The organism is Mucilaginibacter sp. PAMC 26640, assembly GCA_001596135.1.
Classification (GTDB): domain Bacteria; phylum Bacteroidota; class Bacteroidia; order Sphingobacteriales; family Sphingobacteriaceae; genus Mucilaginibacter.
The window spans coordinates 659,861-685,256 of the sequence record CP014773.1 but is presented as its reverse complement, the minus strand read 5'-3'; the positions used below and the strand labels follow the sequence as shown (position 1 = coordinate 685,256).

Annotated in this window: 20 protein-coding genes; 6 read left to right on the top strand and 14 right to left on the bottom strand. The window is 44.7% G+C overall.

Annotated features, from left to right (window positions below; translation table 11 throughout):
* Together A0256_03050 and A0256_03045 are read right to left on the bottom strand one after the other, a co-directional pair.
* Complete coding sequence (locus tag A0256_03050) at positions 1 to 585, bottom strand: non-canonical purine NTP pyrophosphatase (GenBank protein AMR30468.1); 585 nt, start codon at positions 583 to 585, stop codon at positions 1 to 3.
* Position 586: 1 nt separating this feature from the next.
* Positions 587 to 1,219, bottom strand: coding sequence for a hypothetical protein (locus A0256_03045; GenBank protein ID AMR30467.1), 633 nt, complete (start codon positions 1,217 to 1,219; stop codon positions 587 to 589).
* Positions 1,220 to 1,463: 244 nt separating this feature from the next.
* Between A0256_03045 and A0256_03040 the strand changes: the two genes are divergently transcribed.
* Complete coding sequence (locus A0256_03040; GenBank protein AMR34411.1) at positions 1,464 to 2,807, top strand: peptidylprolyl isomerase; 1,344 nt, start codon at positions 1,464 to 1,466, stop codon at positions 2,805 to 2,807.
* A gap of 5 nt (positions 2,808 to 2,812) precedes the next feature.
* Positions 2,813 to 3,775 (top strand): AAA family ATPase, encoded by a 963-nt coding sequence (locus A0256_03035; GenBank protein AMR30466.1) that lies wholly within the window; start codon positions 2,813 to 2,815, stop codon positions 3,773 to 3,775.
* A 69-nt stretch (positions 3,776 to 3,844) separates the two neighbouring features.
* On the opposite strand, the gene A0256_03030 is transcribed toward A0256_03035, so the two are convergent.
* From A0256_03030 to A0256_03000, 7 genes are all read right to left on the bottom strand, one after another.
* Positions 3,845 to 4,645: a hypothetical protein gene (locus tag A0256_03030; GenBank protein ID AMR30465.1), complete on the bottom strand. Its 801-nt coding sequence runs from the start codon at positions 4,643 to 4,645 to the stop codon at positions 3,845 to 3,847.
* A 165-nt stretch (positions 4,646 to 4,810) separates the two neighbouring features.
* Complete coding sequence (locus tag A0256_03025) at positions 4,811 to 6,301, bottom strand: cysteine--tRNA ligase (protein AMR30464.1); 1,491 nt, start codon at positions 6,299 to 6,301, stop codon at positions 4,811 to 4,813.
* Positions 6,302 to 6,372: 71 nt separating this feature from the next.
* Positions 6,373 to 7,215 (bottom strand): hypothetical protein, encoded by an 843-nt coding sequence (locus A0256_03020; protein ID AMR30463.1) that lies wholly within the window; start codon positions 7,213 to 7,215, stop codon positions 6,373 to 6,375.
* 4 nt (positions 7,216 to 7,219) lie between these two features.
* On the bottom strand, positions 7,220 to 8,329 hold the full coding sequence (locus A0256_03015; GenBank protein AMR30462.1) for a hypothetical protein: 1,110 nt from the start codon (positions 8,327 to 8,329) through the stop codon (positions 7,220 to 7,222).
* A complete protein-coding gene (locus A0256_03010; GenBank protein ID AMR30461.1) occupies positions 8,319 to 9,197 on the bottom strand; it encodes a rhomboid family intramembrane serine protease in 879 nt (292 codons plus the stop codon). The genes A0256_03015 and A0256_03010 overlap by 11 nt, the downstream gene beginning before the upstream one ends.
* 33 nt (positions 9,198 to 9,230) lie before the next feature.
* Positions 9,231 to 9,947 carry a rhomboid family intramembrane serine protease gene (locus tag A0256_03005; GenBank protein AMR30460.1) on the bottom strand — a complete coding sequence of 239 codons (717 nt, stop codon included), beginning with the start codon at positions 9,945 to 9,947 and terminating at the stop codon, positions 9,231 to 9,233.
* A 29-nt stretch (positions 9,948 to 9,976) separates the two neighbouring features.
* Positions 9,977 to 11,833 carry a DNA mismatch repair protein MutL gene (locus tag A0256_03000; GenBank protein ID AMR30459.1) on the bottom strand — a complete coding sequence of 619 codons (1,857 nt, stop codon included), beginning with the start codon at positions 11,831 to 11,833 and terminating at the stop codon, positions 9,977 to 9,979.
* A 135-nt stretch (positions 11,834 to 11,968) separates the two neighbouring features.
* On the opposite strand from A0256_03000, the gene A0256_02995 reads away from it, so the two are divergent.
* Both A0256_02995 and A0256_02990 read left to right on the top strand, forming a co-directional pair.
* Entirely contained in the window at positions 11,969 to 13,600 is a 1,632-nt protein-coding gene (locus A0256_02995; protein ID AMR30458.1) for an amidohydrolase, read from the top strand.
* Complete coding sequence (locus A0256_02990; GenBank protein ID AMR30457.1) at positions 13,572 to 15,404, top strand: beta-N-acetylglucosaminidase; 1,833 nt, start codon at positions 13,572 to 13,574, stop codon at positions 15,402 to 15,404. Before A0256_02995 ends, A0256_02990 begins: the two co-directional genes overlap by 29 nt.
* Before the next feature lie 190 nt (positions 15,405 to 15,594).
* Here A0256_02990 and A0256_02985 read toward each other — a convergent pair whose 3' ends face one another.
* Positions 15,595 to 16,866 (bottom strand): serine--tRNA ligase, encoded by a 1,272-nt coding sequence (locus tag A0256_02985; GenBank protein ID AMR30456.1) that lies wholly within the window; start codon positions 16,864 to 16,866, stop codon positions 15,595 to 15,597.
* Between the two features lie 115 nt (positions 16,867 to 16,981).
* Between A0256_02985 and A0256_02980 the strand changes: the two genes are divergently transcribed.
* Both A0256_02980 and A0256_02975 read left to right on the top strand, forming a co-directional pair.
* Positions 16,982 to 17,716: an rRNA (cytidine-2'-O-)-methyltransferase gene (locus tag A0256_02980; GenBank protein AMR30455.1), complete on the top strand. Its 735-nt coding sequence runs from the start codon at positions 16,982 to 16,984 to the stop codon at positions 17,714 to 17,716.
* 128 nt (positions 17,717 to 17,844) lie between these two features.
* Positions 17,845 to 19,476, top strand: a complete 1,632-nt coding sequence (locus A0256_02975; protein AMR30454.1) for an apolipoprotein N-acyltransferase — start codon at positions 17,845 to 17,847, stop codon at positions 19,474 to 19,476.
* Positions 19,477 to 19,675: 199 nt separating this feature from the next.
* Here the strand turns inward: A0256_02975 and A0256_02970 are convergent, their stop codons facing one another.
* The 4 genes from A0256_02970 to A0256_02955 are packed head-to-tail and all read right to left on the bottom strand — an operon-like array spanning position 19,676 to position 25,396.
* Positions 19,676 to 20,527 (bottom strand): N-acetylglucosamine kinase, encoded by an 852-nt coding sequence (locus A0256_02970; GenBank protein AMR30453.1) that lies wholly within the window; start codon positions 20,525 to 20,527, stop codon positions 19,676 to 19,678.
* Positions 20,524 to 20,907, bottom strand: a complete 384-nt coding sequence (locus A0256_02965; GenBank protein AMR30452.1) for a hypothetical protein — start codon at positions 20,905 to 20,907, stop codon at positions 20,524 to 20,526. Before A0256_02965 ends, A0256_02970 begins: the two co-directional genes overlap by 4 nt.
* Positions 20,908 to 20,943: 36 nt before the next feature.
* Positions 20,944 to 22,260 (bottom strand): transporter, encoded by a 1,317-nt coding sequence (locus A0256_02960; GenBank protein AMR30451.1) that lies wholly within the window; start codon positions 22,258 to 22,260, stop codon positions 20,944 to 20,946.
* 7 nt (positions 22,261 to 22,267) lie between these two features.
* Positions 22,268 to 25,396 (bottom strand): acriflavin resistance protein, encoded by a 3,129-nt coding sequence (locus A0256_02955; protein ID AMR30450.1) that lies wholly within the window; start codon positions 25,394 to 25,396, stop codon positions 22,268 to 22,270.

Genomic DNA, 25,396 nt, shown 5'->3' with positions numbered 1-25,396 from the left:
CTATAAAGTCTGGGTATTTAAAAATTCGATCAGTTGCTCAACCGCAATAGCACGGTGGCTGATCTTGTTTTTTTCCTCCAGTGGCATTTCTGCAAAGGTAATGTCGTAGCCTTCCGGCTGAAAGATGGGGTCATATCCAAAGCCTTCGGTGCCGCATACTTCAGTGCGGATAGTACCCTTTACAATGCCCTCAAAAAAATGTTCTTCGCCATTCCATAGCAGCGATATTACCGTTCGAAACTGTGCATTCCTATTGGTTTGCCCCTTTAAGTTTTCCAATACTTTATCGTTGTTGGCTTTGTGATTGCCGTGAGTACCCGCGTATCTTGCAGAATAAATTCCGGGTGCGCCATCCAGTGCGGAAATTTCAAGGCCGCTATCATCCCCAAAGCAGTTGAGTTGGTAACGCTGCCAGATATAATTACTCTTGATAGCAGCATTTTCTATAAAAGTAGTGCCGGTTTCGTCAATTTCCCCGGTACAGCCAATATCATCCAGGGTGAGCAAAGCTAGCTGACCTTTTATTTTGGCCGATACCTCCAGCAATTTGTGGCGGTTATTGGTAGCGAATACGAGTTGCTGCATATTATAAGGTTTTCATCTGGTCCCAAAAGGCCTTTTTGTTATCGTTGCTGCTCATCATTTCGGCAAAGCTGAAACTATACAGCACATTTGTTTTTTTACCTTGTACCGGCTGGTTGAGCGGTAAATTGCCAATGCCCTGTGGCAGGGCCTCTTTACCCATGATCAGCAGTTTCACCGGGCTAAAAGCTGCTGCTATTTTTGCCAGGGTAACAGGTGCATAGGTATGGATATTTACAATGGCCACATCTGGCAGTTCCAGCCCCTTGCGTTTGAGGATGCTTTCCAGCGCAGTTAGGTGGGGGGCCGGTATAAATTGTTCATCGGCATAGTTGAGCAGGATTACAAAGTTTTTATTGTTGCCGCCCAGATAATTAAAGGCCGGCTCAGGCGTTTTTAAAACGGGTACCGGAAGCTTTATGGCCGGCGTAGAAATAACCGGTGATGCAGCGTCTTCGCGTGCGGAGGCGGGCTGTTGCCCGGCGTTTTCAGCAGGTATCTCAACAGGTACTGATTGGATAGCTGGTTCAGCAGCGTGGGCTAAGATGCCTGTTTTATCAGCATGAAGCAGGTAAAGTTCGTCCTGAAGTATAAAGCGATAAGCCTGCGGATGATCAACCTTCATATTATTTAACATATTTTAACCAAAAGTAACTAAAGCAGTTGAGGCATTATAGGGATATTCGCCCAACGGCTTAATTATACATTATTATTAATAAATTTTACCGAAATTTGCATTTCGCGGCATAAGCAACCGCATTATTAGTTTAAACAAATTCATGAGAAAATTAGGGATATTCTTAGTAAATATTTTTTTGGTCCTTTCTATTGCCCAGGCACAAACAGATACTACCGCAAAAAAGCCAAACGCAGATACTACAATTGCCGCCCATCGCCCAACAGGGCCCGTACGCACGATTGATAAAATTGCTGCCGTTGTAGGTGCCAGCGTTATCCTGCAATCTGACATCGAACTGCAATATGCGCAGTACCTGGTTAGTGGCCAGCAGCCTAATGCCGACTTTAAATGTGTTTTGCTGCAAAATCAGCTTACCCAAAAATTACTTGCGCAGCAAGCTGTGATTGATAGCGTACAGGTGAAGGATGAAGATGTGGATGCCGATGTAGAGCGCCGGATGCGCAGTTTTATTGCACGCGCAGGCGGGCAGGAAAAACTGGAACAGTTTCTTGGCCGATCGGTTATACAGTATAAAGATGAGATCCGCCCGGACATTAAGGAATCGATGATCGCGCAACGTATGAGATCTAAAATAACCGAAAAGGTAAATACCAGCCCTCAGGACGTTAAGAAATATTTTGACCAGATGCCTAAGGATAGTCTACCTACATTTAATAAAGAAGTAGAGGTGGGTGAGATCGTTTTTAACCCTAAACTTACAAAGGACGAAAAACAATACTATAAAGACAAATCTGAGGAACTGCGTGCACGCGTAAAAAAAGGAGAAGATTTTGGTGCATTAGCACGTTTATATTCACAGGATCCCGGTTCGGCACCAGATGGTGGTGACCTTGGTTTTAACGACAGGCAGGGCTTTGTAAAGGAGTTTTCTGCGCAGGCCTTTAAATTAAAAGCCGGTGATATATCGCCGGTATTTGAAAGTGATTTTGGCTTTCACTTCTTGCAGGTGATAGAACGCCGCGGAGAGCAGGTGCATACCCGCCATATTTTGATTGTGCCGGTAACAACCCAGGAAAGTTTAGACAGGGCCAAGGTTAGTGCTGATAGTTTGTATACTGTAATGAAAACTAACAAGCTGATTGATTTTTCAAGTGCAGCGTCGTTGTTCTCAGACGACAAAGAAACCAAGTACAACGGCGGAATGATGTTGAATGCGGAAAACGTACAGACAAGGTCTACCTATATCCCAACTGATAAGCTCGACCCGCAAATAGCGCTGGTTGTAGACACCCTAAAAGTTGGTAGTTTTTCTAAGCCGACACTATTCACCGATGCACAATCAGGTAAAAAATCATATAAGATATTATACCTTAAATCTGTAACCGATGCCCATAAAGCTAATATGGAGCAGGATTTTGCAAAGTTGAAAGAAATGGCTAATGATGACAAGCTTAACCGCACCGTAAGCCAGTGGTTTGACAAACGCCGTAGAGAGACCTTTATTAAAATTGATGCTGAATACCAGGTTTGCCCGGTACTACAAAAATGGGTAGTTCCGGTAACAACTGCACAGGTTAAACCATAACATATATGCAACACCGGTCTGATGTAGAGGCTGCTGACGCGCTTAAGAACGCCTATCAGCAAATCCGTGCAGAAATTGGGAAAGTGATCATCGGGCAGGATGAAGTTATCAAGTTCGTACTGATCTCTATCTTCAGCAACGGTCACTGCCTGCTGGTTGGTGTACCGGGGCTGGCAAAAACATTGCTGGTACAAACCGTTGCACAGGTGTTGGATCTCGACTTTAAACGCATCCAGTTCACACCCGATCTGATGCCTTCTGATATCATTGGCTCGGAGATCCTGGGCGAGGACAGGAACTTTAAGTTTATCCCCGGCCCGGTTTTTTCTAACATCATACTGGCAGACGAAATTAACCGTACCCCGCCAAAAACGCAGGCCGCTTTGTTAGAAGCTATGCAGGAGAAATCGGTAACGGCAGCAGGCATTACCCATCAGCTGGCTAAACCTTTTTTTGTACTGGCAACCCAAAACCCGATAGAGCAGGAGGGTACCTACCCTTTGCCGGAAGCACAGCTGGACAGGTTTATGTTCAATGTAGCTCTAAACTATCCTTCCTTTAAAGAGGAGCTGCAGGTTGTGAAGAACACGACCAGTACCAATACGGTGACCATTAATAAACAGTTAAACGCCGGGCAGATCATTTATTTTCAGCAATTGATCCGCAATATCCCAATAGCAGATAACGTATTGGAGTACGCGGTGAAGCTGGTATCTAAAACCCGGCCCGACAGCGAGTTTGCCACGCCGCAGATCAAGCGTTTATTAAACTGGGGCGCTGGCCCGCGTGCATCGCAATTCCTGGTGCTGGGGGCCAAATGTCATGCTGTACTAAACGGAAAGTACTCTCCGGATATTGAAGACGTTAGAGCGGTTGCAAAGCCTATACTGAGCCATCGTATTGTTCGCAGCTACCATGCAGAAGCTGAAGGATTATCCGCTGCTGATATCATTGAGCAATTATTTTAAAAGTATTACTTGTAAATAAAAAAAACCGCAGCTTTTAAGGCTGCGGTTTTTTTATTTGTATCAGAATTTTTACTCTACTGTGGAAAATATCTCCAGGAATACATTCCATTTATGGTTGGTATCAACTTCCCAAATGCGAACGTAGTTGTAATTGTTCACAATATTACCCTTGCGGATTCGCGCTGTCCCGTAAGTATAGGCCAGATCATTACTTGTTGAGCGGCCTGCATTTACAGTAGTGGCAGATATACTAATGCCCTCATTGTCGATGAATTTTGAAATCTTATCACGGCCAGTCATGGGTTCGAAACCCGGGAAATAGTACATTCCTTCAGGGCTCATAAACTCTTTATAAGCTGCCAGGGCCGACAGTTCTAAAGAATGGTTCAAAATTTTATCGGTATTTGTGATCAGCAGTTTTCCGTTAAAGGGATCTTTGCTAGGTGCTTTTTGCTTAGACAGATCGGGTTCTTTAAAATCGGTACCGGTTTCCTGCTCTGATTCTGGATGCTGAATGCCCAGGTCTATAAGTAATTTGTATTTGTTATCAGCAGCATCCAACCTCCAAACGGAAAGATATTCTCCGAAAACTTTATCGTCTTCAGTTTTTCCGTTTTGGTAAACATAAGGGCCTGCTGTGAAGCCAATATCACCATTTGCGGAGATCCGGGCAATCTTTGGCTGCCAGCTTAATTTGCCGGGTTGTTTATCAATAGTGCTGTAAAATTCGGAGATCTTAATTTCATTCGGTTTAAAAACAATACCCTCCGGATCGGCTACAGCTAAAAAACCCGCTTTTATGCCTTTACGCTCCACTAATTTATTAAAATCAATTTCGGTATTTACTATTTTGCTAACCTGTACAGGCATTGATTGAGCTAATACTGACTGGCCGAAAGCGGCAAAAATCACAGTCGCTATTAATAATTTCTTCATGGTATAGTAGAATGGGTATATGGCAGTTTTATTATTTTTGATTGTGATAAATGTAAGTATGCCGGGCTTATATTTAGGTATTATTTAAGTTAAATTTGGTTAAATCTTAATCCAGTCTGTTGTTCCCTGTTTATTGTCGTTCAGCTGGAAACCTATCTCTTTCAAACCTTCTCTTATTTTATCTGAAGTAGCATAATCCTTATTTGTTTTGGCCTGGTTGCGCAGGTTGATAATTAAGCCCAGCAGGTCATCGGTATCCGCATTTTGGTTATCATCCAGTTTTAATCCTAAAACATCAAAGAAAAAGTCGTTGTAAGTTTTCTTCATTTGTTCAAAGGTCTCCGCTGTGAGTTCGCCGGAGTTCCTGGTGTTGTTAGCATACGAGTTTACACGTTTAGATATGTTATTTAGTGCTTCTAACGTTTTAGGCGAATTAAAATTGTCATTCATTCCGTTATAGCAATCCTGGCAGGCGGCAATTATAGCGCCTTCGGCTTCGGCATCAACAGCAATCAAACTGTTTTGTTGCAGTGTGGTTAACTTTTTAGCCGTCTCTGCCAGTGTCTTATAAAACTTCTCCGCAGCGTCTATTGCTTCGTTAGAAAAATCTACCGTACTGCGGTAACTGGCCTGCATAAAGAAGAAGCGCACGGTCATTGGGCTATAACCTTTTTTCAGCAGGGGATGTGTACCGTTAAAAAGTTCATGCGGTAAAAAACTGTTGCCTAATGATTTGGACATTTTTTGCCCGTTAGTGGTCAGCATGTTGGTATGCAGCCAGTAGCTTGCCGGATTGGTACCACAGCACGCCACACTTTGTGCAATTTCATTGGTATGATGAGTTGGCATCAAATCTATACCGCCACCGTGAATATCAAATTTATGCCCCAGGTATTTATTGCTCATGGCAGAACATTCCAGATGCCAGCCCGGGAATCCAACACCCCATGGCGAAGGCCATTTCATCAGGTGTTCGGGTTTAGCTTTTATCCAAAGGGCGAAATCGAGTTTGCCGTGCTTTTCGTTCTGACCACCCAAAGCGCGGGTGTTGTTCAGCATATCTTCCAGTTTCCGGCCGTTCAGAATACCATAATCCTGGGTTTCATTGTATTTTTCTACATCAAAGTACACCGAGCCATTAACCTCATAAGCAAAACCTTTGGCCATGATCTCTTTAACTAGTTCAATTTGCTCAATAATGTGGCCGGTGGCGGTTGGTTCTATACTTGGCGGAAGGGCATTGAAGATCTGCATCACATCATGGAAATCAACCGTATATTTCTGTACAATTTCCATCGGCTCCAGGCGCGCTAATCTTGCTTTTTTCGAAACTTTATCTTCACCCTCGTCCGCATCGCCCTCCAGGTGACCTGCATCGGTGATATTACGTACGTAACGTACCTTATAGCCTAAATGCAGCAGGTAGCGAAAGATAAGATCAAAGCTGATAAAGGTGCGGCAGTTGCCTAAATGGACATCACTATATACGGTAGGGCCGCAAACATACATCCCAACATGTGGTGCATCCAGTGGGATAAACTCCTCTTTTTTACGTGTTAATGTATTGTAAACAAATAATTTTTGTTCCATGAGCGCAAACTTACAATTTTTAGGATTGAAGTATAACAAATCCTTTCCTATCCGCCTGATTTTACTTAGGTCTAACTATTCAACAGATATTCAAAAGTGTATTTAGGTTGGTAGTTTAGCAGTCGCCTGGCCTTATCACAAACATAAACTCTGTCAATACTTTCAGGAAATACCCAATTCCTGGTTCGATAATACTCGGCCGCTTCGGGATAATACTTTAGAATTACAGCTTTGGGGTTTTGCTTCAATTGCACCAGGTCCGTTGGTTTAAAGGGCGAACCACTGCTAATATTAAATATTTCAAAATCGGGGGAGTTAACATCTAGCGCCAGCCGGAACGCCTCTGCGCCATCACGTTCGTCCAACCCGCGATAAAGCCTATGGTTAAGCTTCAGGTTTTCATTTTCCGGCAAAAAGCGGCCTACACGGTATACCAATGTTTGGAGACCTTCCTTATAGAAAAAGTCGCGGCAGAGTTGTTCAGTGGTTTGTTTGGTGATGTCATAAATATCACGGGGCAACACGTGCAGGTCTTCGTCTACCCAAACCGCTTTGTTGATATCAACCAAAGCCTGGCCGTAAATAGAGGTTGTGCTGGTATGCAAAAATTTCCTAATGCCGTTCTTTACACACGCATTTAGCAGGTTTAATGTCCCCAAAATATTGGTGTGAATAAAACTTTCCCTGGGATAGTTCAATTCGTAATGTTTGCCGTGAACGGCGGCGGTATGAATAACAGCATCAAAACCGATAGCGATATGTTCAACACTTTGTTGATCCCTGATATCTATGATATGGTCTGTAGCAGGCGATGGGCTAAGATCGATGCCCATTACAGTGTGGCCGTGGATCCTTAAATGATTAACCGTTACTTTACCTAATTGGCCGGAAGCTCCTGTCACTAAAACTTGCATGGGGTTACTTTAGCAATACATCTGCCCAGACCGGATAATGGTCGGAAAGTTTCTTTTTAATGATCTCGTAGTTCAGAACTTCAAACTGCGGGCTGGTCATAATATAATCTATCTGGTAATTAGGGAAATCGCCATTGTAAGTACGCCCCAGGCCTGAACCCTTTACCCGGAAAGTATTTTTCATCCCGGCAGACATCTGTGTAACTGCAAAGGACGCAGGTGTATCATTAAAATCACCAGAATAAATATAAGGATAAGGGCATTCCCGCGCGTGGGCTTTTACAGTAAAAACCTGTTCGGCACGTTTTAAAAAAGCAATTTTAAGTTTACTGCCGAGTCGCTTGGTGGCTGTCATATCGGTTTTGCCTTTTTTGGATACCTCGCCCAGATATCTATAATCCTCCGGTTCAAATTTTATCGACTGCAGGTGCATGCTGTAAAGTCTTATTTTTTGATCACCTTTCTGAATATCTACAAACAGGCATTGGTTGCCGGTGGTTTTGCCGGAAAGCTGTACCATCCCGAAATTGAAAATAGGGTATTTGGAAAAAACCGCCATTCCCGAAGCCTGATCGTAATTTACCTCGAAGGGTTCAAAATAATAAAACTCACTGTTCAAGATCTTTTTGATAGAATCGATCATTGCATACTGGCCGCGTTTGCGGGTGTAAAATTCCTGGATGCCGATGATATCCGGTTTGTTTTGGGCAATGAGTTCCAAGATCTCGTGCTTGGTAGAAATATCATTGCCGGCCCCATACCGCTTAAAGTCATGTACATTGTAGGTCATAATACGAAGGGCGTTCGGCTGCGTGGGTTTGGCAATATCAGTTTGGCTGCGAAAGCCAATGTTATTGAACAAGACCTGGTAGCCAATGGCAATGCTTAATGCCGAAAGTAAAAAGTGTAAGCGGCCGCGGAGCAACCAATATCCAGCTAAAATTAAGTTGAACAACAAAAGCGGTGGGTAGGCAAGGCCAAAGAAGGCAATTAACCAAGCCTTTCTCGGATCAATGTAAGGAGCAAGGTAACTGATGAGCAATGCCAGGCAGAACCCATAATTAAACCATAGAATAAGTTTTCCAAAAAAGCCTAACTTTTTTTTATCCTTCATTACTTGCTCTGAACAAAATTTCTTTTTCCTGCTTGTTCAGGCTATCGTATCCCGAAACGGAAATCTTGTCTAAGATACGATCAATATCTTCCTGCCGGGGTTTATTGGATGATTTTTTTTGAGAACTGTTTTCAAAGTTAACCACCTTTAACTTGGGTTTAGGTGCAAACAATTTGGTGATGCCGCCTATCCAATCATTCCCTTTTTGCAGTTGTTTGATATATACAAACCCGAACAACGCCCCGCCAAGGTGAGCAATTTCACCACCAGCGTTTCCGCCGGCGATGCCTAAAAAATCTATAACGATGTAAAATACCGCTATCCATTTCAGTTTAACCGGGCCAATGAACATCATTGAAATCGTGTAGTCGGGAAGAAAGGTAGCAGTAGCGATAATAACAGCCATAACACTTGCCGAAGCGCCAACTATTACGCCACCCTGCGCAGCATTAACAGCAGTAAAAGCCGGGATAAGGTTGTATGCAGCTACAAATAAGAGCCCGCCGGTAAGGCCGCCAAGTAAATAAAGACCAATGGTGCGTTTGTTGCCCAAATATTCTTCAAATATTTGGCCCATCCAGTACAGCCAAAGCATATTGAACAAGATATGGAACACACCCGCATGCATAAACATGTAGGTGATGGGTGTCCAGAAACGATAAAGCAGTTTGGGGAGGTATGCTGGCAGTAAAAGATAATCGCTGGCCAAAGAGGAGATAACGCTATTGCCGAAGCCGGAAAAAAGCTGTTCAATAACAGCCGGAATGTTTATCGCTAAAAAAACAACAACGTTAATGCCGATCAGCAGTGTAAGTTTATTACCCGACCGTAACATTTTGTATTGAATATCTTTCCAAAGCGTGTTCATATAGCTAGTTTATAATACGATAACTACCAATTGCTAGTAAAAATTGTTTGTTTTTTTGAGCCCCCAAATCTTAATTAAAATAAAGCCGATGAGCGCTCCACCCAAATGTGCAAAGTGGGCTACATTATCACCGGATGCTTGCCGTACGCCCGAAAATAGCTCCAGTACAACATAACCCAATGCATAATATTTAGCTTTGATCGGAACCGGAATAAAAATTATCATCATTTCCAGATCCGGAAATAGCAGGCCGAATCCAACCAGGATACCAAATACTGCGCCCGAAGCACCAACCATGGGGCCATTGAATAAGCCATAGAGCTTTTCTGCTTGCGCCTGGCCTCCCCCATATTGAAAATAAGAGCTATCTATCATCGGATTAGGCACTGTAAAGCTACCGGTAATTGCATGTATTTGAATTGCTTGCACAATCATATATAATGCAAATGCCCCGAGTCCTGTAATAAAATAGTAGTTGAAGAATTTTTTTGAACCCATCAATTGCTCCAATAGCGGGCCGAACATGAATACGGCAAACATGTTAAAGAGCAAGTGAGTAAAGCCAGCATGCATGAACATATACGTAATAGGTTGCCAAGGCTTAAATAGCGGATTTGTCGGGTAGTAAGCTGCTAAATATTTTCCCAGATCTATGTATTGACCAAGCGCGTAAGTTGCAATGAAAAAAATAACATTTATAATTATCAGGTTTTTTACAACCGGTGTTAAGTTGGCAAATGGTGATTGCATGTTTAGTTATCGTGTATTTTAAGCTTTATTTATTTGTCAAAGCGCTCGGCTAATTCGTTTAATGTAAAGGTAGTAATTACAGGCTTGCCATTAAGGGCTAAATTTGGCATTTGGCAGGCAAAAAGCTGGTCTATTAATTGGTTCATCTCTTCCATAGATAATTTAGTGCCGGTTTTGATAGCGGCATTACGCGCGAGCGACCGGGCCAGATTATCACGCTTATCTAACTTTAAAATAGCCAGGTTGTTTTTAAAGCCTTCCAGCAATTGTTCCAGTAATTCGTGTTCGTTGGCATTGGTGATGTCGGCGGGCACACCGTCTACTACCACGGTGTTTTTGCCAAATTCGCGGATATCAAATCCCAGCGCGCGGATATCAGGCAAAAGCTCTCTCAATAACTCATAATCGGCACTGTTTAGTGTTACCGATTGCGGAAATAAACTTTGCTGACTCACCCCGCTATGGTTCTCCAGCTGAACCAGGTAACGCTCATATAAAATGCGCTCATGAGCGCTTTGCTGGTTAATCAGCATAAAGCCCGATTTGATCTGCGACAGGATAAACCGGTTATGTACCTGAAAAAATTGTTTTTCACCACCTTTGCTAATCTCAGTTTCGTTGATTGCCGCAATTGGGGTATTATGCATTTCATGTTGCAGCGTTTCTTCTTTTTTGGCTATCTCGTAAAGCGTATCCCAATTTTTAGGGATAGCGGTACGGTGATCGCTGGCACTGCGCATGTATGACGGATATTCACGTTCAGGTCGTTTTTCTGCCGCGAAGGGATTAAAGTCCGGGTTAAAGGCAATCGTTGGCTGGATAATTTCCTCAAAAGGTTTTTGCGTAATAAGGTGGCCAATGCTGTTTTCCTGGTCGAAATCTAAGGTGGGTGTAATGTTATATTTCCCGAGCGAACGTTTTACAGCCGAGCGAATAATGGCATAAATAGCCTTTTCGTCCTGGTACTTGATCTCCGTTTTGGTAGGATGCACGTTGATATCAATCTTGGAAGGGTCGATATCTATAAATAAAACATACAGGGGATAGCTTTCGTCCGGTAATAGTTCTTCAAAAGCCGTCAGCACCGCATGGTTTAAATAGGCATCCTTAATAAAGCGGTTGTTTACAAAAAAAAACTGCTCGCCACGGGTTTTACGGGCAAATTCGGGTTTGCCTACATAGCCGTTAAGCCGGATGATCGTGGTGTCTTCTTCTACAGGCACTAGTCGCTGGTTGTAATTGTTCCCCAGTAAATGGATAATGCGCTGCTTCAGCGAAGCCGAGGGCAGGTGATAAACTTCCTGCCCGTCATGATGCATGGTTAAAAAAACCTGGGGGTTGGCCAAAGCCACGCGCTGAAATTCGTCAATAATATGGCGCATCTCTACCGGGTTACTCTTTAAGAAGTTGCGGCGGGCCGGCGTATTGTAAAAAAGATTCTTAATGGAGATGGATGTACCGGTGTTAGCACTGCATGGCTCCTGTGTAATTACCTCACTGCCCTCAATACAAATACAGGTACCCAATTCATCTTCATGGCGTCGGCTTTTTAGTTCCACCTGCGCAATTGCTGCTATTGAAGCCATTGCTTCGCCGCGGAAACCCATGGTACGGATCGCAAAAAGGTCTTCCGCCTTGCGGATTTTTGAAGTGGCGTGGCGTTCAAAGCACATGCGTGCATCAGTAAGGCTCATGCCGCAGCCGTTATCAATAACCTGGATCAGGCTTTTGCCCGCATCTTTTAATATCAGCTGAATCTTATCTGCCCCGGCATCTATCGCATTCTCTATCAATTCTTTTACTGCCGATGCGGGCCTTTGCACCACTTCGCCTGCGGCGATCTGGTTGGCTACCGAATCTGGTAAAAGCTGTATTATATCTGGCATTTATCAGTATTTCCCTTCTCCCGGTTTCAGCGGGATCATTTTCGATGCTAAATTAATTATTTGATTGCATAACTTTACCTTTGAATACTTGTATATAGTATTTACGTTATCATATTTACATCCACCTGTTATTATATGAAGAAACTATGGCCCCTGTTATTTGTACTTTTCGCAGCCTGCAGGCAAAAAGAATATAATGCCGACACCCTTGTTAAAAATGCCCTCGTTTATACAGTCGATAGTACTTTTTCAACAGCCGATGCCTTTGTTATCAGCAACGGAAAGATCATAGCAGTAGGCAAAGCCGATACGCTAGAACGGAAATACTTCGCCCGGGAAACTATCGATGCAGGCGGCAAACCGGTTTACCCGGGTTTTATAGATGCCCACGCGCATTTTTATGAATATGGTATGGGTCTGCAGGAGGTTAAACTGGTAGGCAGTAGAAGCTGGCAGGCCGTTTTAGATACGGTAAATTCTTTTTCGCGCACCAATACCGAAGGCTGGATCATCGGTAATGGCTGGGACCAAAATATTTGGGCAAATAAAGAATTCCCCAATAAAGCAAAACTCGATTCTCTGTTCCCGATGCGCCCCGTAATTTTAAGTAGGGTAGACGGGCATGCCGCCATTGTAAACCAGGCTGCATTGAACATTGCAGGTATTAAGCCCGGGCAAACAATTATTGGCGGTACTATAGAAACTAAGAACGGCAAGCTTACCGGCATACTGGTGGATAACGCGGTTGGAATAGTAACCCGTAAGATCCCCGAACCAACCGAGCAGGTGGTACAGGCGGCTTTGCTGGGTGCCCAAAAAAATTGCGTTGCAGTTGGTTTAACTACGGTTGACGATTGCGGCCTGCCTTACCAAATGGTTAGTACTATTGCCGCCCTGCAGCACAAAGGCGATTTAAAAATGCGCATGTATGTAATGCTGGCTGATAAGGAAGAAAATTATGAATACCTTTTTAAACGCGGCGCCTACAAAACCCCCGGTTTAAATGTAAGGTCATTTAAGGTTTATGCCGATGGTGCACTCGGATCAAGAGGAGCCTGCCTTTTAAAACCTTATGCCGACTCGGCTAAATGGAATGGGTTTTTACTGAGCAGCAAAGCCCATTTTGAAGAAGTAGCCAAAAAAATAGCAGCTAAAGGTTTCCAGATGTGTACCCATGCTATTGGTGATTCAGCTAACCGTACGATTCTGAAAATATATGCAGCCGCTTTGAAAGGCAAGAATGATAAACGCTGGCGGATAGAGCATGCGCAGGTCGTATCCCCCGAGGATGTAAAGTATTTTGGCGATGACAACATTATTCCGTCGGTGCAGCCCACCCATGCAACATCCGATATGGCATGGGCTATTAAACGGTTAGGGCAAAATCGGCTTAAAACCGCCTATGCTTATAAAAGCCTGATGAAACAAAACGGATGGATCCCGCTGGGGACGGATTTCCCGGTAGAAAACATTAACCCGATGTATACTTTTTATGCCGCAACTATCCGCAAGGATTTGAAAGGCTGGCCTTCTGCCGGTTTCCAGATGGAGAATGCGCTAACCAGGGTGGAAGCTTTAAGAGGGATGACCACGTGGGCGGCTAAAGCAAATTTTGAGGAAAAAGAAAAGGGCAGTATTGAAGTGGGCAAATATGCCGATTTTGTAATACTGGATAAAGATATTATGAAGGTGGATGGCAGCGAATTGCCCAATGTTAAAGTAGTAAAGACATATATAAATGGTGTTAAGGTTTATCAGAATAAATAAGCGGAACATATATTTTCTGCTCTTGTCGGGTTTTAGTTTATTCAATTCAGCCTGCGCACAAAACCCACCGTTTAGCGGAAGCGGCTATGTTCAGGAGGAAAAAACCGTAGAACTCAATACAGTTCTTCTAAATAATGAGAAACAGGTTATCCCCCTGCAAAATCTGGATGGTGCAAATCTAGCCAGTATTCATTTTGCTAATAATTATGCTGGCGGTTTTGATAGCCTGCTGAATAAATACACCAAAGTGTCATCCTTTAACGGTAACGAATATCTGGGCTCGAAGACACCGGACATGCTGACCATGGATACCAGGTTCTACAATACACTTATTGTACAGCTTACCGATGTAGACGTAAATAATCCGCAGATCATCAGCTTCATTACCAATAATCAGAAGATGAAGAACCTGGTAGTTTGTTTTGCTGGGTCGGGAGCCGGGCTGGCCAAACTAAACGATATTACCGCACCGATAATCTGGTCGACGAGGCTGTCACCAGTCGCGCCATTATTTATTGCTCAGGCTTTATTCGGCGGTGTGGCCATCACGCAGAAATTAAACAAAACCTATTCACCGAAATTCGCAAGCGGTACTGGCTTCATAACCGTTAAAACCCGGTTGCAGTATACCGTGCCTGAAGATGCAGGCATCAAGGCGGACAATCTGAACGGGATCGACGCTATTGCCAAAGAGGCGATCAGCAATCGTGCTACGCCGGGTTGCGTGGTTTTGGTTATTAAAGATGGTAAGGTGATCTTTAATAAGGCATACGGTTATCATGCCTATGATAACCAGATCCCCGACAAGATCAGCGATATCTTTGACCTGGCCTCCATGACCAAGATCTCAGCCACCACTATGGAGAGCATGCAGTTGTATGACCAGGGTAAACTGGCGCTTGATTCCACCATCGGTACTTATATCCCCATGGCTCGGAAATCAAATAAAAATACACTGACCGTTCGCGAGTTGCTACAACACCAGTCTGGCCTTATTCCGGATATTCAAACCTTCGGTAAAATTAAACCTGCTGACTACAGCGTGGATTCATCAGCCGCTTACCCAACCAAGGTGAACGATAATTACTACCTGAGGAAGAATTATTTTGAAGATGTGATGTGGAGGGATATGCTTAACTCTCCTATCAAAACGCGCGGCCAGTATGTGTACAGCGATGTGGGGATGCTTTTTATGCAGCAGATTACGGAGGCCATCACGGCAACGCCGCTTAATAACTATGTTCAAAAGAATTTTTACGATCCGTTGGGCATGCAAACAGCCGGCTTTTTGCCCCTGAACCGCTTCCCTCTGAACAGGATCCCACCAACTGAAAACGACAGAGCTGATCGCCATACACTGATTGACGGCTACGTGCATGACCCCACTGCGGCCCTGATGGGTGGTGTTGCCGGGCATGCCGGTCTGTTTGCCAGCGCTAACGATGTAGCGATACTTTACCAGATGATGCTGAACCGTGGCAGTTACGGTGGCGTTCAATATATCAAACCCGAAACGGTTGATCTGTTTACTACTAAGCAGTCGGCAATTAGCCGCCGTGGTTTAGGATTCGACAGATGGGACCCTATCCCCGATCGAAAATACCCGTCAGAAAAGGCATCGCCGCAAACTTACGGGCACACCGGCTTTACAGGCACCTGCGTATGGGTAGACCCTAAATACAATTTGGTTTATGTGTTCCTTTCTAACCGGGTACACCCGGATGTAAGCAGTAAGCTCGGTAGTCTCAATATCCGCCCACGCATTCTGGATGTGGTTTATGATGCGATAGGAAAGGGGATGTAGGGAATGATAAAGGTTAAACAAAAACGGCTGGCATATGCCGGCCGTTTTTGTTTAATAATTTCGTAATGGCCATGACGCCATAAAACATACTGTCATGCTGAGGAACGAAGCATCTGTTAACCAACCAGCATTTGAATAATGCATGAGGTTAATTAGATGCTTCGTTTTACAGGATGACCAATTCGTAGGTTTAATCAATCCAATCAAACTTAGTATAAGGTACCAAAACCTCCGGGATCTTGATCCCTTTTTCGGTTTGATAATTCTCCAGTAAAGTAGCCACTATTCTTGGCAATGCCAACGCGCTCCCATTCAGCGTGTGCGCTAACTGTGTTTTGCCTTCTGCGTTACGGAAACGCAGTTTTAAGCGGTTACTCTGGTAAGTTTCAAAGTTAGATACGGAAGATACTTCCAGCCAACGGCCTTGTGCAGCACTCCAGGTTTCCATATCATAAGTTAATGCAGCTGTGAAACTCATATCACCACCGCAAAGGCGCAAAACGCGGTATGGTAAACCCAGCTTTTGCAGCAGGCTTTGCACATGGTTGCTCATTTGTTCTAATACATCATATGAGGTATCCGGGTGTACCACTTGTACCAGTTCCACTTTATCAAACTGGTGCAGGCGGTTTAAGCCACGTACATGGGCACCGTAAGACCCGGCCTCGCGGCGAAAGCATGGTGTGTAACCGCAGTTTTGTACCGGAAGTTCGTCAGCTTTTAAGATCACATCACGGTACAGGTTGGTAATAGGCACCTCTGCAGTCGGGATCAAATACAAATTATCCTGGCCAACAAAATACATCTGCCCTTCTTTATCCGGCAGCTGTCCGGTTCCAAAACCGGATGCTTCATTTACCAACAAAGGCAGCATTACCTCGCTGTAGCCTGCTTTTTCTGCTTCGTCTAAAAAGAAAGCGATTAAGGCGCGCTGTAATTTGGCCCCCTTACCCTTATATACCGGGAAACCCGCACCTGTGATTTTTACACCGAGTTCAAAATCTATCAAATTATATTTGGTAGCCAGTTCCCAATGTGGTAAGGCACCGGCATGCAATTCAGGAATGCTGCCATTCTCTAAAACTACTTCATTTTCTTCGGGCGTGATGCCTTTGGGTACAGATGAATGTGGCAGGTTGGGAAGTAAGATGATCTTGTCCTGCAGTTCCTGCTCAATGGCACTTAGCTGCTCGGCCAATTGCTTGCCTTCTTCTTTCCATTTACCGGTATTGGCTTTTATGGCATTTGCCTCGTCTTTTTTACCCGTGCGCATCAGCTCACCTATCTGTTTGGCAGCGGTATTGCTTTGCGATGAAACAGTATCAAGCTGGTTTTGGGTTTGGCGGCGTTTCTCGTCCAGGCCAATCACCTCATCTATCAATTCCGGCTGTTTGAAATTTTTTACAGCCAAACGTTCTAAAACCTGTTCCCTGTTATCACGGATATAACTAACTTGCAGCATTATTCTAATTTTAGGCAAAGATATAAATAAGTCGATAGTCCATAGACCATAGTCCATAGATAATTGAGTAAAGCTATGGTCTATCGTCCAAAGACTATGGACCAAGAAGCGAAGCATGAACCCAACACCAGGTAAACTCTACTTAGTACCCACACCCATAGGCAACCTGGAGGACATGACCTTCCGTGCCATCCGTATTTTAAAAGAAGCCGACCTGATACTGGCCGAAGATACCCGCACATCGGCACCAATGCTGAAGCATTTTGAGATCCAGAACAAGGTTTTTGCGCATCATCAGCATAACGAGCATCAGAGTAGCAACGAGATCATTAAATTTTTACTGATGGGGCAAAACATTGCCTTGATTTCCGACGCGGGTACACCTGCCATCTCCGACCCGGGATTTTACCTGGTGCGCGAGGCATTGAAATTCAATATAGCGGTAGAATGCCTGCCCGGCGCTACCGCTTTTGTGCCGGCACTGGTCAACTCCGGATTCCCTACCGATAAGTTTTGTTTTGAAGGATTTTTGCCGCTTAAGAAAGGACGACAAACCCGCTACAAACAATTGGCCACAGAAGAACGTACGCTGATACTTTACGAATCGCCGCACCGTTTATTAAAAACGCTGGAGGAAATGGCTACTTACTGGGGTGCCGACCGCCAGATCTCCGTATCGCGCGAGCTGACAAAGATGTTTGAAGAAACGGTGCGTGGTACGGTTGTAGAGGTGAAAGCCTATTTTGAAACTCACCCCATGAAGGGTGAGTTTGTAATGTGCGTAGCCGGCGCTGCACCTGTTGAGGTAGATAAAAAGAAAAAGAAGTACGGGGATGATGAAGAAGATTAAATTCTAAGTGTACAACTTTTGTCCACACCACGTCATTGCGAGGAACGAAGCAATCGCTACCCAGGCAGAGCGGTTTGCAAATCTTAGAGATTGCTTCGTGCCTCGCAATGACGGTTGATTATTACTAAATGAAAAAAAACATACCACTTTCCATATTCTCAGGCTTATTGCTTTGGCTGGCCTGGCCACCTACCCCTTACACTACATTCTTCCTGTTTATCGGGCTGGTGCCGATGTTGCTGGCGATGGAGCAAATTATTAACTCCAACACGCTGCAAAAAGGGAGAAAAATTTTCAATACCACTTTTATCGGATTTTTTATCTGGAACACGCTTTGTATTTATTGGGTATATAACTCGCTAAAGATCATTGGCGCCGTTATCGCTGTGCCGGTAACGTTAATTCCTTATGCGCTTGGGCCGTTGCTGACGGCTACTGCCTGCTGGCTGTATTATCATTTACGATTGAGAACCAACCGTACTATAGGCCTTTTGGGTCTCGTTTGTTTTTGGATAGGGTATGAATACCTGCACCAAAGCTGGGATCTTAACTTTCCTTGGATGACTTTGGGCAACGGATTCGCTATGTCGCATCAATGGGTACAATGGTATGAATATACCGGCGTTTACGGCGGCAGCATTTGGGTTTGGGCCATCAATATCCTTGTTTTTTTGATATATGTTGGACTAAGAGAAGCCCAAACTCAAAAGCTAAGAAAGCAATTAGTTATCAGTGTAACCCTGGTTTTGGTGCTGCCAATGGGATTTTCTTTGTATAGGTACTACAGTTATGTGGAGCAGGTTAATCCATCCAATGTAATAGTGGCGCAGCCTAATATCGATCCCTACGATAAGGAGGGCACCATTCCAGTTTTTAAGCAGATAGAAACGCTGACCAAGTTATCCGATTCTTTAGGGCAACGGAATACCGAGTTTTTCATTTGGCCTGAAACTGCCATAGTGGACCCAATAGATGAAGACCATATATTGGTCAGCAACCACTATTTACAGGTAAAGCAATTTCTTAACCGGTATAAAAATGGCAATGTAATAACCGGCGGTGAAACCTATCGCCTTTATGATCAACTGAGCAACGAAACGGCAAGCCAGTTGCCCGATGGCCGGTACCTGGACAGGTATAGCGCTGCTATCGATATTGAGAATTCGCAAAAAGTTCAGCTCTATCATAAATCACGACTGGTGCCTGGAGCAGAATCATTACCGTTTGGCAACGTATTAGCGTTTTTAAAACCCGTATTTGCTCATTTAGGCGGCGCAACCGGGGCCTATACTATGCAAACTGAACCCAGCGTATTTTACGCGCAAAGCGGTATCGGTGTAACGCCAATGATCTGTTACGATGCCTTTTGGGGCGGATGGGTGGCCAAATCTGTAAAACAGGGGTCGCAATTTATAGCGATCATAACTAATGATGGCTGGTGGGAAAATACTTCAGGAAAAGACCAGGCCATGGATTATGCCAAGTTGCGCGCCATAGAAACAAGGCGCTGGGTTTGCCGCTCAGCCAATACCGGTATCTCAGCATTTATTAACCAGCGCGGTGATGTGGTGCAACACAGTGGCTGGTGGGTGAAAACAGCGCTAAAACAGGATATCAACCTCAATAGTGATATTACCTTTTATGTGGAATATGGCGATTACCTGCCCAAGGCCGGGAGCGTTTTAGCGGTGCTTTGGATTGTGGTTATTGTGGTTTTGAGTTTGCAGGCAAAGGCCCGGGGGCGGAAAACTGCCGCTTAAAAGCCTGCATTTTTTGTTCGGGCATGTTCGGGCTGTTTTCACATGTATGGGTTTGTAGTTTGCGCGAACACGAACAAGGCTTGTTGACTAAAATTGCGTTAGGTATTGGAGTGGATACCGGCCAGGTGGTTAAGGCCCGCGCCGTATGAACGGAAAGCCCGACCGGAGGGAACGCCCAAATAGCCAAATTGTTCCCGCCCTATTTGTCCCTGCTGATGATAAAATCAAGCAGATCTGTAATGGGCTGTTTAATGATCTTTCCAACGTGAACCCCGTTCTCCTCGCAAACTGCTTTTAGCTCATCTGCAAAAACGAAGGCTATGGAGCCAACAAAGTGGAACTTGAACTTGCCGTACTGCTGGTACGATTTGATATTGGTATCCACAAACTCTTGGAAGATAGTCCGCAACAGCGATTGTACATAATCGGTTTGGCGAATATCAAAAAGGAATTTTGAAAATGATGCCAAATAGGTGTTTGCTTTGGGCATCTGGTACACGTTTTTAATAACGATTTCTTTGGTGAGGTGGTACTCTTCGTTAAACTGCGAATGGATATCTGCCGGCATATTGCCATAAAGAAAATCAGTTACCAGGGTTTTGCCAATGATGGTACCTGCACCTTCATCGCCTAATATGTAGCCGAGGCCATGCTGCCCGTCGTGAATCTCTTCTCCATCGAAAAAGGAGATATTGGAGCCGGTACCCAATATGCAGCAGAAGCCCTTTTCATGCCCGCAGGTAGCATAGGCTGAGGCCAGCAAGTCGCTATCTACGCTGATGTAGGATTTTGGGAACAGTATGCTAAGGGCATTGGATATAATCTCGTGCCTATCGGGACTTGAGCAACCTGCGCCAAAGAAATAGATCTCGGTGATTTCGTCTGCGTAAGCCACCAAGTCCATGATCTGTTCCTGCAGTATCTTGGTAATTTCTTTTTCGGTAAGGAAGTATGGGTTTAATCCAACTGAACGAAAGGCTTTGGGCTGCTCATCAGGAGCCGAAAGCAGCCAGTCTGTTTTAGAGGATCCGCTGTCTGCTACTAATATCATGCGTTCAGTTCTTCGATCGATTCGTAGGTTAGGGGTTTATGGATAAACTGGGCAACGTATTTACTGCCCATGGATTTGCTCATGTCGTTTGGGTCGAGCGAGGAGGAAAGCATATAGATCTTTACAACACCTTTTTTATTAAACGTTATCTTCTCGTAGGCATCCAGAAATTCAAAGCCGCTCATTTGTGGCATACGGATGTCAAGGAAAATTACATCCGGGCTAATGGTACCTGCGCTTAGCGCCTTTAATGCCGCTTGTGGTGATTGCTCTACAATAATTTGATCTGCAAAGTTACCGCTTTCTAAAATTTTGCGCGTAACAAAATTATCGATGTAGTTATCGTCTATCAGCAAACAAGTTTCGTAGTGCACGGGCATGCCCAAAAATAATCTTTTAAAGTAAGAATAAATACTTTATTGGATATTTATACTATTAGTTATTTGTTTGAGGGTAACCTCGGCCATTTTGCTCTGGTATTGGGCATTAAAAAATATGGATTGTGCGTTCAGATAGTTACGTTGCGCTTCGCGGATTTCCAGCGGCGTGATATTGCCAATGCGATATTTTTCCAGTGAGATCAACAGGTTTTTGCGGGTAAGTTCTACGTTACTTTCCCCTACTTTGATCAGATCGAGCCCGGAAAGGTAAGCCACATAAAAATTGCTGATCTGCGCTTCTATATCCAGCATCGTTTGTTTATACCCAATCTCTGCATTCGCTATCTGTAGTTTAGCATTGCGTTCGCGCCGCCACTGGTTCAAACCATCGAAAATATTTACAGATGCTACTACGCCATAGGCAAAACCTTGTGCATTTTGCTGCAAAGTAAAGCCAGCCGGGGTTTTATTACGGGTAAACGTATAGCCTGATGTAATGCCGAGGGTGGGGTAGCGGGTGCTACGGATCTGTTTGAGATTGATCTCGGCCAATCGCCTGTTGATCTGCGATGAGAGTATAGTAGGGTTTTGCGTTTGCGCCTTGCTGATGACATCTCCAAGAACGAGGGAGCGGTCGATAATGATGGTGTCGGCCACGGTAAAGTCCGTCTGAAGGCTGCGCACCATCAGTTGGTTTAGCTGTATTTTGGTGGTTTTAAATTGTTGTAACTGGCTGATCAACGCTGCCGTATCGGTATTCAACAGGATCTGCGCGTTGTAAACATCCAACCGGGATACCCGGCCTACCGTAAACTTGTCATTAGCATACCGTAATTGCGTGCGCGAGATCTCTATTGCTCCGCGTAAAGCCTTTATTTGTTCGTTTTGGCTGATGAGGTTGTAATAAGTATTGATCACATTAGCTACGGTAGACTGGATGGTATCTTGCAGGCGGATGGCGCCCAGCTTATCCAGCTGTTTCAGCTGATCAAACGTGGCGAACATATTAAATCCATCGAAGATCGTCCAGTTAAGGTTAACGCCGTAGTTTAGATTGCTGTTGTGCGCGTTGGCAATATTATTCACTGTACCGTCTGACCGGGTTTGTTTAGTGGTTTGGATACTGTTATTTGAAGTGAGATCTCCAGTTACCAGCGGTAAAAAACCGGCATTACCAAGGGTGACATTATTGGCTGCGATGGTGGTGTTATTTTGCGACAGCTTAATGTTATAATTGTTCTTTAAGGCGAGCTCAACAGCATCCTTCAATGTAAGTCGGGCAGTATCCTGCGCGCTGGCAGCACCATAGACCAGGCAGCAAAAAATTAAGCTAATTATCGTTTTAAATTTCATATATCGCTTAATGCTTTTGGATAATAATAGGGGTAGGGTGAATAGCACTTGCCTCTTCCCGAGTTTCTTCATCCGGGTCCTTACGTGTTTTGGATGCAAGTACCATATACATGGTGGGGATAACATAAAGTGTAAGCACCAGCGAAAACAACATCCCCCCGATAATTACGATACCCAATGATATGCGGCTTTTTGCACCGGCACCCAAAGCCAGTGCAATAGGTACCGAACCCAAAACTACTGCTAAGCTGGTCATCAGAATAGGGCGCAGGCGCGATGTTGCCGATTCTACTACAGCTTCATATTTACTCAGTCCTTGTTCCATCCGCTGGTTGGCAAATTCTACAATCAGGATTCCGTTTTTTGTTACCAGGCCTACCAGTGTAATTACACCTATCTGGGCAAAAATGTTCCAGGTTTGATCAAACAACCAAAGTGAAAGCAATGCTCCGGCTATTGCCAGGGGTACGGTAAGCATTACAATAATAGGATCTACAAAACTTTCAAATTGCGCAGCCAACACCAGGTAGATCAGCAACAATGCGAATAAAAAAGCGAAAATAATATTGGACGAGCCCTCAGCAAAATCCCTCGACGGGCCGCTAAGTGCGGTGCTAAATGTTTCATCCAGCATTTCTTTAGAGATGCGGTTCATTTCCGCAATACCATCGCCTACAGTTTTGCCGGGAGCAAGCCCAGCCTGCACAGTAGCTGATTTGTATCGGTTAAAGTGGTAAATGGAAGGCGGCGTAGCGCTCTCTTCAGTTTTTACCACATTATCCAGCTGCACTAAATTGCCTTTAGTACTACGTACATATACGGATTTCAAATCAAGGGGCTGATCTCGGTTGGCACGATCTACCTGGGCAATTACCTGGTATTGCTTACCATTAATGAGGAAATAATCTAACCGGCCGGCACTATAATATAACTGCAGGGTTTGCGCAATATCTTCCACAGCCACCCCCAAATCGCGGGCACGGTCGCGGTCGGTAATTACACGCAGTTCGGGTTTGGTGAATTTAAGATTGACGTCCGTTCCCTGGAAAACCGGGCTTTTAGATACCTCAGCAAAAAACTCAGGTAACACCTTACGGATCTTTTCAAAATCCTGGTTCTGAATAACAAACTGTACTGGCAGCGAGGTACGCGCACCACTACCCCCACCGCTGATGGTTTGTTCCTGCACCACAATGGCCCGTGCATCTGGCATGCGGCTCAGTTTTTTGTTCATAAAATCGGCCAGTTGCTGCTGGGTACGGGTGCGCTCATCAGGTGCTACCAGCCCGATACGGCCAAAGCCCGAGTTTGCCGAACCGCCACCGCCAAACGACGGTGAAACAATCTCCAAATTTACAGTCGCTTCCGGGATAGAGTCTGCCACAATTTGGGCCACTTTATCCATATAGCGGGTCATGTATTCGTAGGTGGCACCTTCAGAGCCGGTTACCTGGTAACGTAGTAAACTGCGGTCGTCCAGCGGGGCTAGCTCTGAGGGGATAACCTTGAACAGAACTGCCGCTAATACAAGTGAGCTACCCAAAATCACAAATGACATCCATTTTTTCTTCATGAAATTTACAAGCGATTCCGTGTACGAGCTAATCATGTTTTCAAAGAAGGGCTCGGTTCTTTCGTAGAATTTGGATTTCTTCTGATCCTTACGAATCAGTTTTACATTCAGCATCGGGGTTAGCGAGAGAGACACGAAAGCCGAGATCAACACTGAACCAGCCACAACTACCGCAAACTCGCGGAACAGCCTGCCGGTAAAGCCCTGTAAAAACATAATAGGCAAAAACACAGCGGCCAGCGTAACTGACGTGGAAACTACCGCGAAAAAGATCTCTGCGGAGCCTTCAAATGCTGCCTGGCGAATAGCCATACCACTCTCCACCTTTTTGTATATGTTTTCGGTTACTACAATACCATCATCTACCACCAAACCGGTTGCCAGTACAATGCCCAGCAGGGTAAGGATATTGATGGAATAGCCAAACACATACATAATAAAGAACGCGCCGATGAGCGATACCGGGATATCAATCAACGGGCGGAAAGCGATGAGCCAATCGCGGAAAAACAGGTAAATAATGATGACCACTAATATGAACGAGATCAGCAGGGTTTCCTTTACTTCGCTAATAGAGTTATTGATAAACTTGGTGTTATCAAGTGCTACTTTTACTTTAATATCCGGAGGCAAGTCCTTTTGAATCTGCTTCAGCCTTATATAAAAATCTTTGGCTATTTGTACATAGTTGGCACCAGGCTGCGGCACAATGTTGAGGCCCACCATCGGTACAAAAGATTCCTTCAAAGAGGTTTCCTCATTGGACGAACCCAACACGGCGTAACCGATATCACTTAGTCTTACCACCCGGTTACTATCCGCACGAATGATTAAGTTATTAAAATCCTTTTCTGTTGTAAGCTTACCCAGCGCGCGGATGGTGATCTCTGTATTGTTTCCCTCAATTTTACCGGCCGGCAGCTCTACATTTTCGCGGGTGAGTGCCGCACCAATATCGGTGGCCGTAAGGCCAAGTGCCGATAGCTTTGTAGGGTTTATCCATAAACGCATTGCATACTGGCGCTGCCCCTGTATGTTGATGGTACTTACACCCGGGATGGTTTGCAAACCTTCCTGTAATACGTTTTCGGCAAAATCGTTCACCTGCATAATATTGCGCTTATCGCTGCTAACAGTAAGGGTGATGATGTTATCGGCACTTGCATCAGCCTTGGTAACAACCGGCGGGGCATTAATATCCTGCGGCAGCTGGCGCTGAGCCTGGCTTACCTTATCGCGAACATCATTGGCTGCAGTTTCCAGATCCGCATCCAAAGTAAACTCAACAGTGATATTGCTGGAACCTACCGAGCTGGTGGAGGATATATTACGGATGCCGGGAACGCCGTTGATGGCTTTCTCCAATGGCTCGGTGATCTGCGATTCCACTACATCTGCATTGGCTCCCGAGTAGCTGGTTGACACCGAGATTATCGGTGGATCTACCGAAGGGAAGTCCCTTACCCCTAAAAAGGTATAACCAATTACACCAAATACAACAATAACAACAGACATTACCGTTGCCAGCACAGGGCGTTTTATACTTACCGACGATAAACTCAT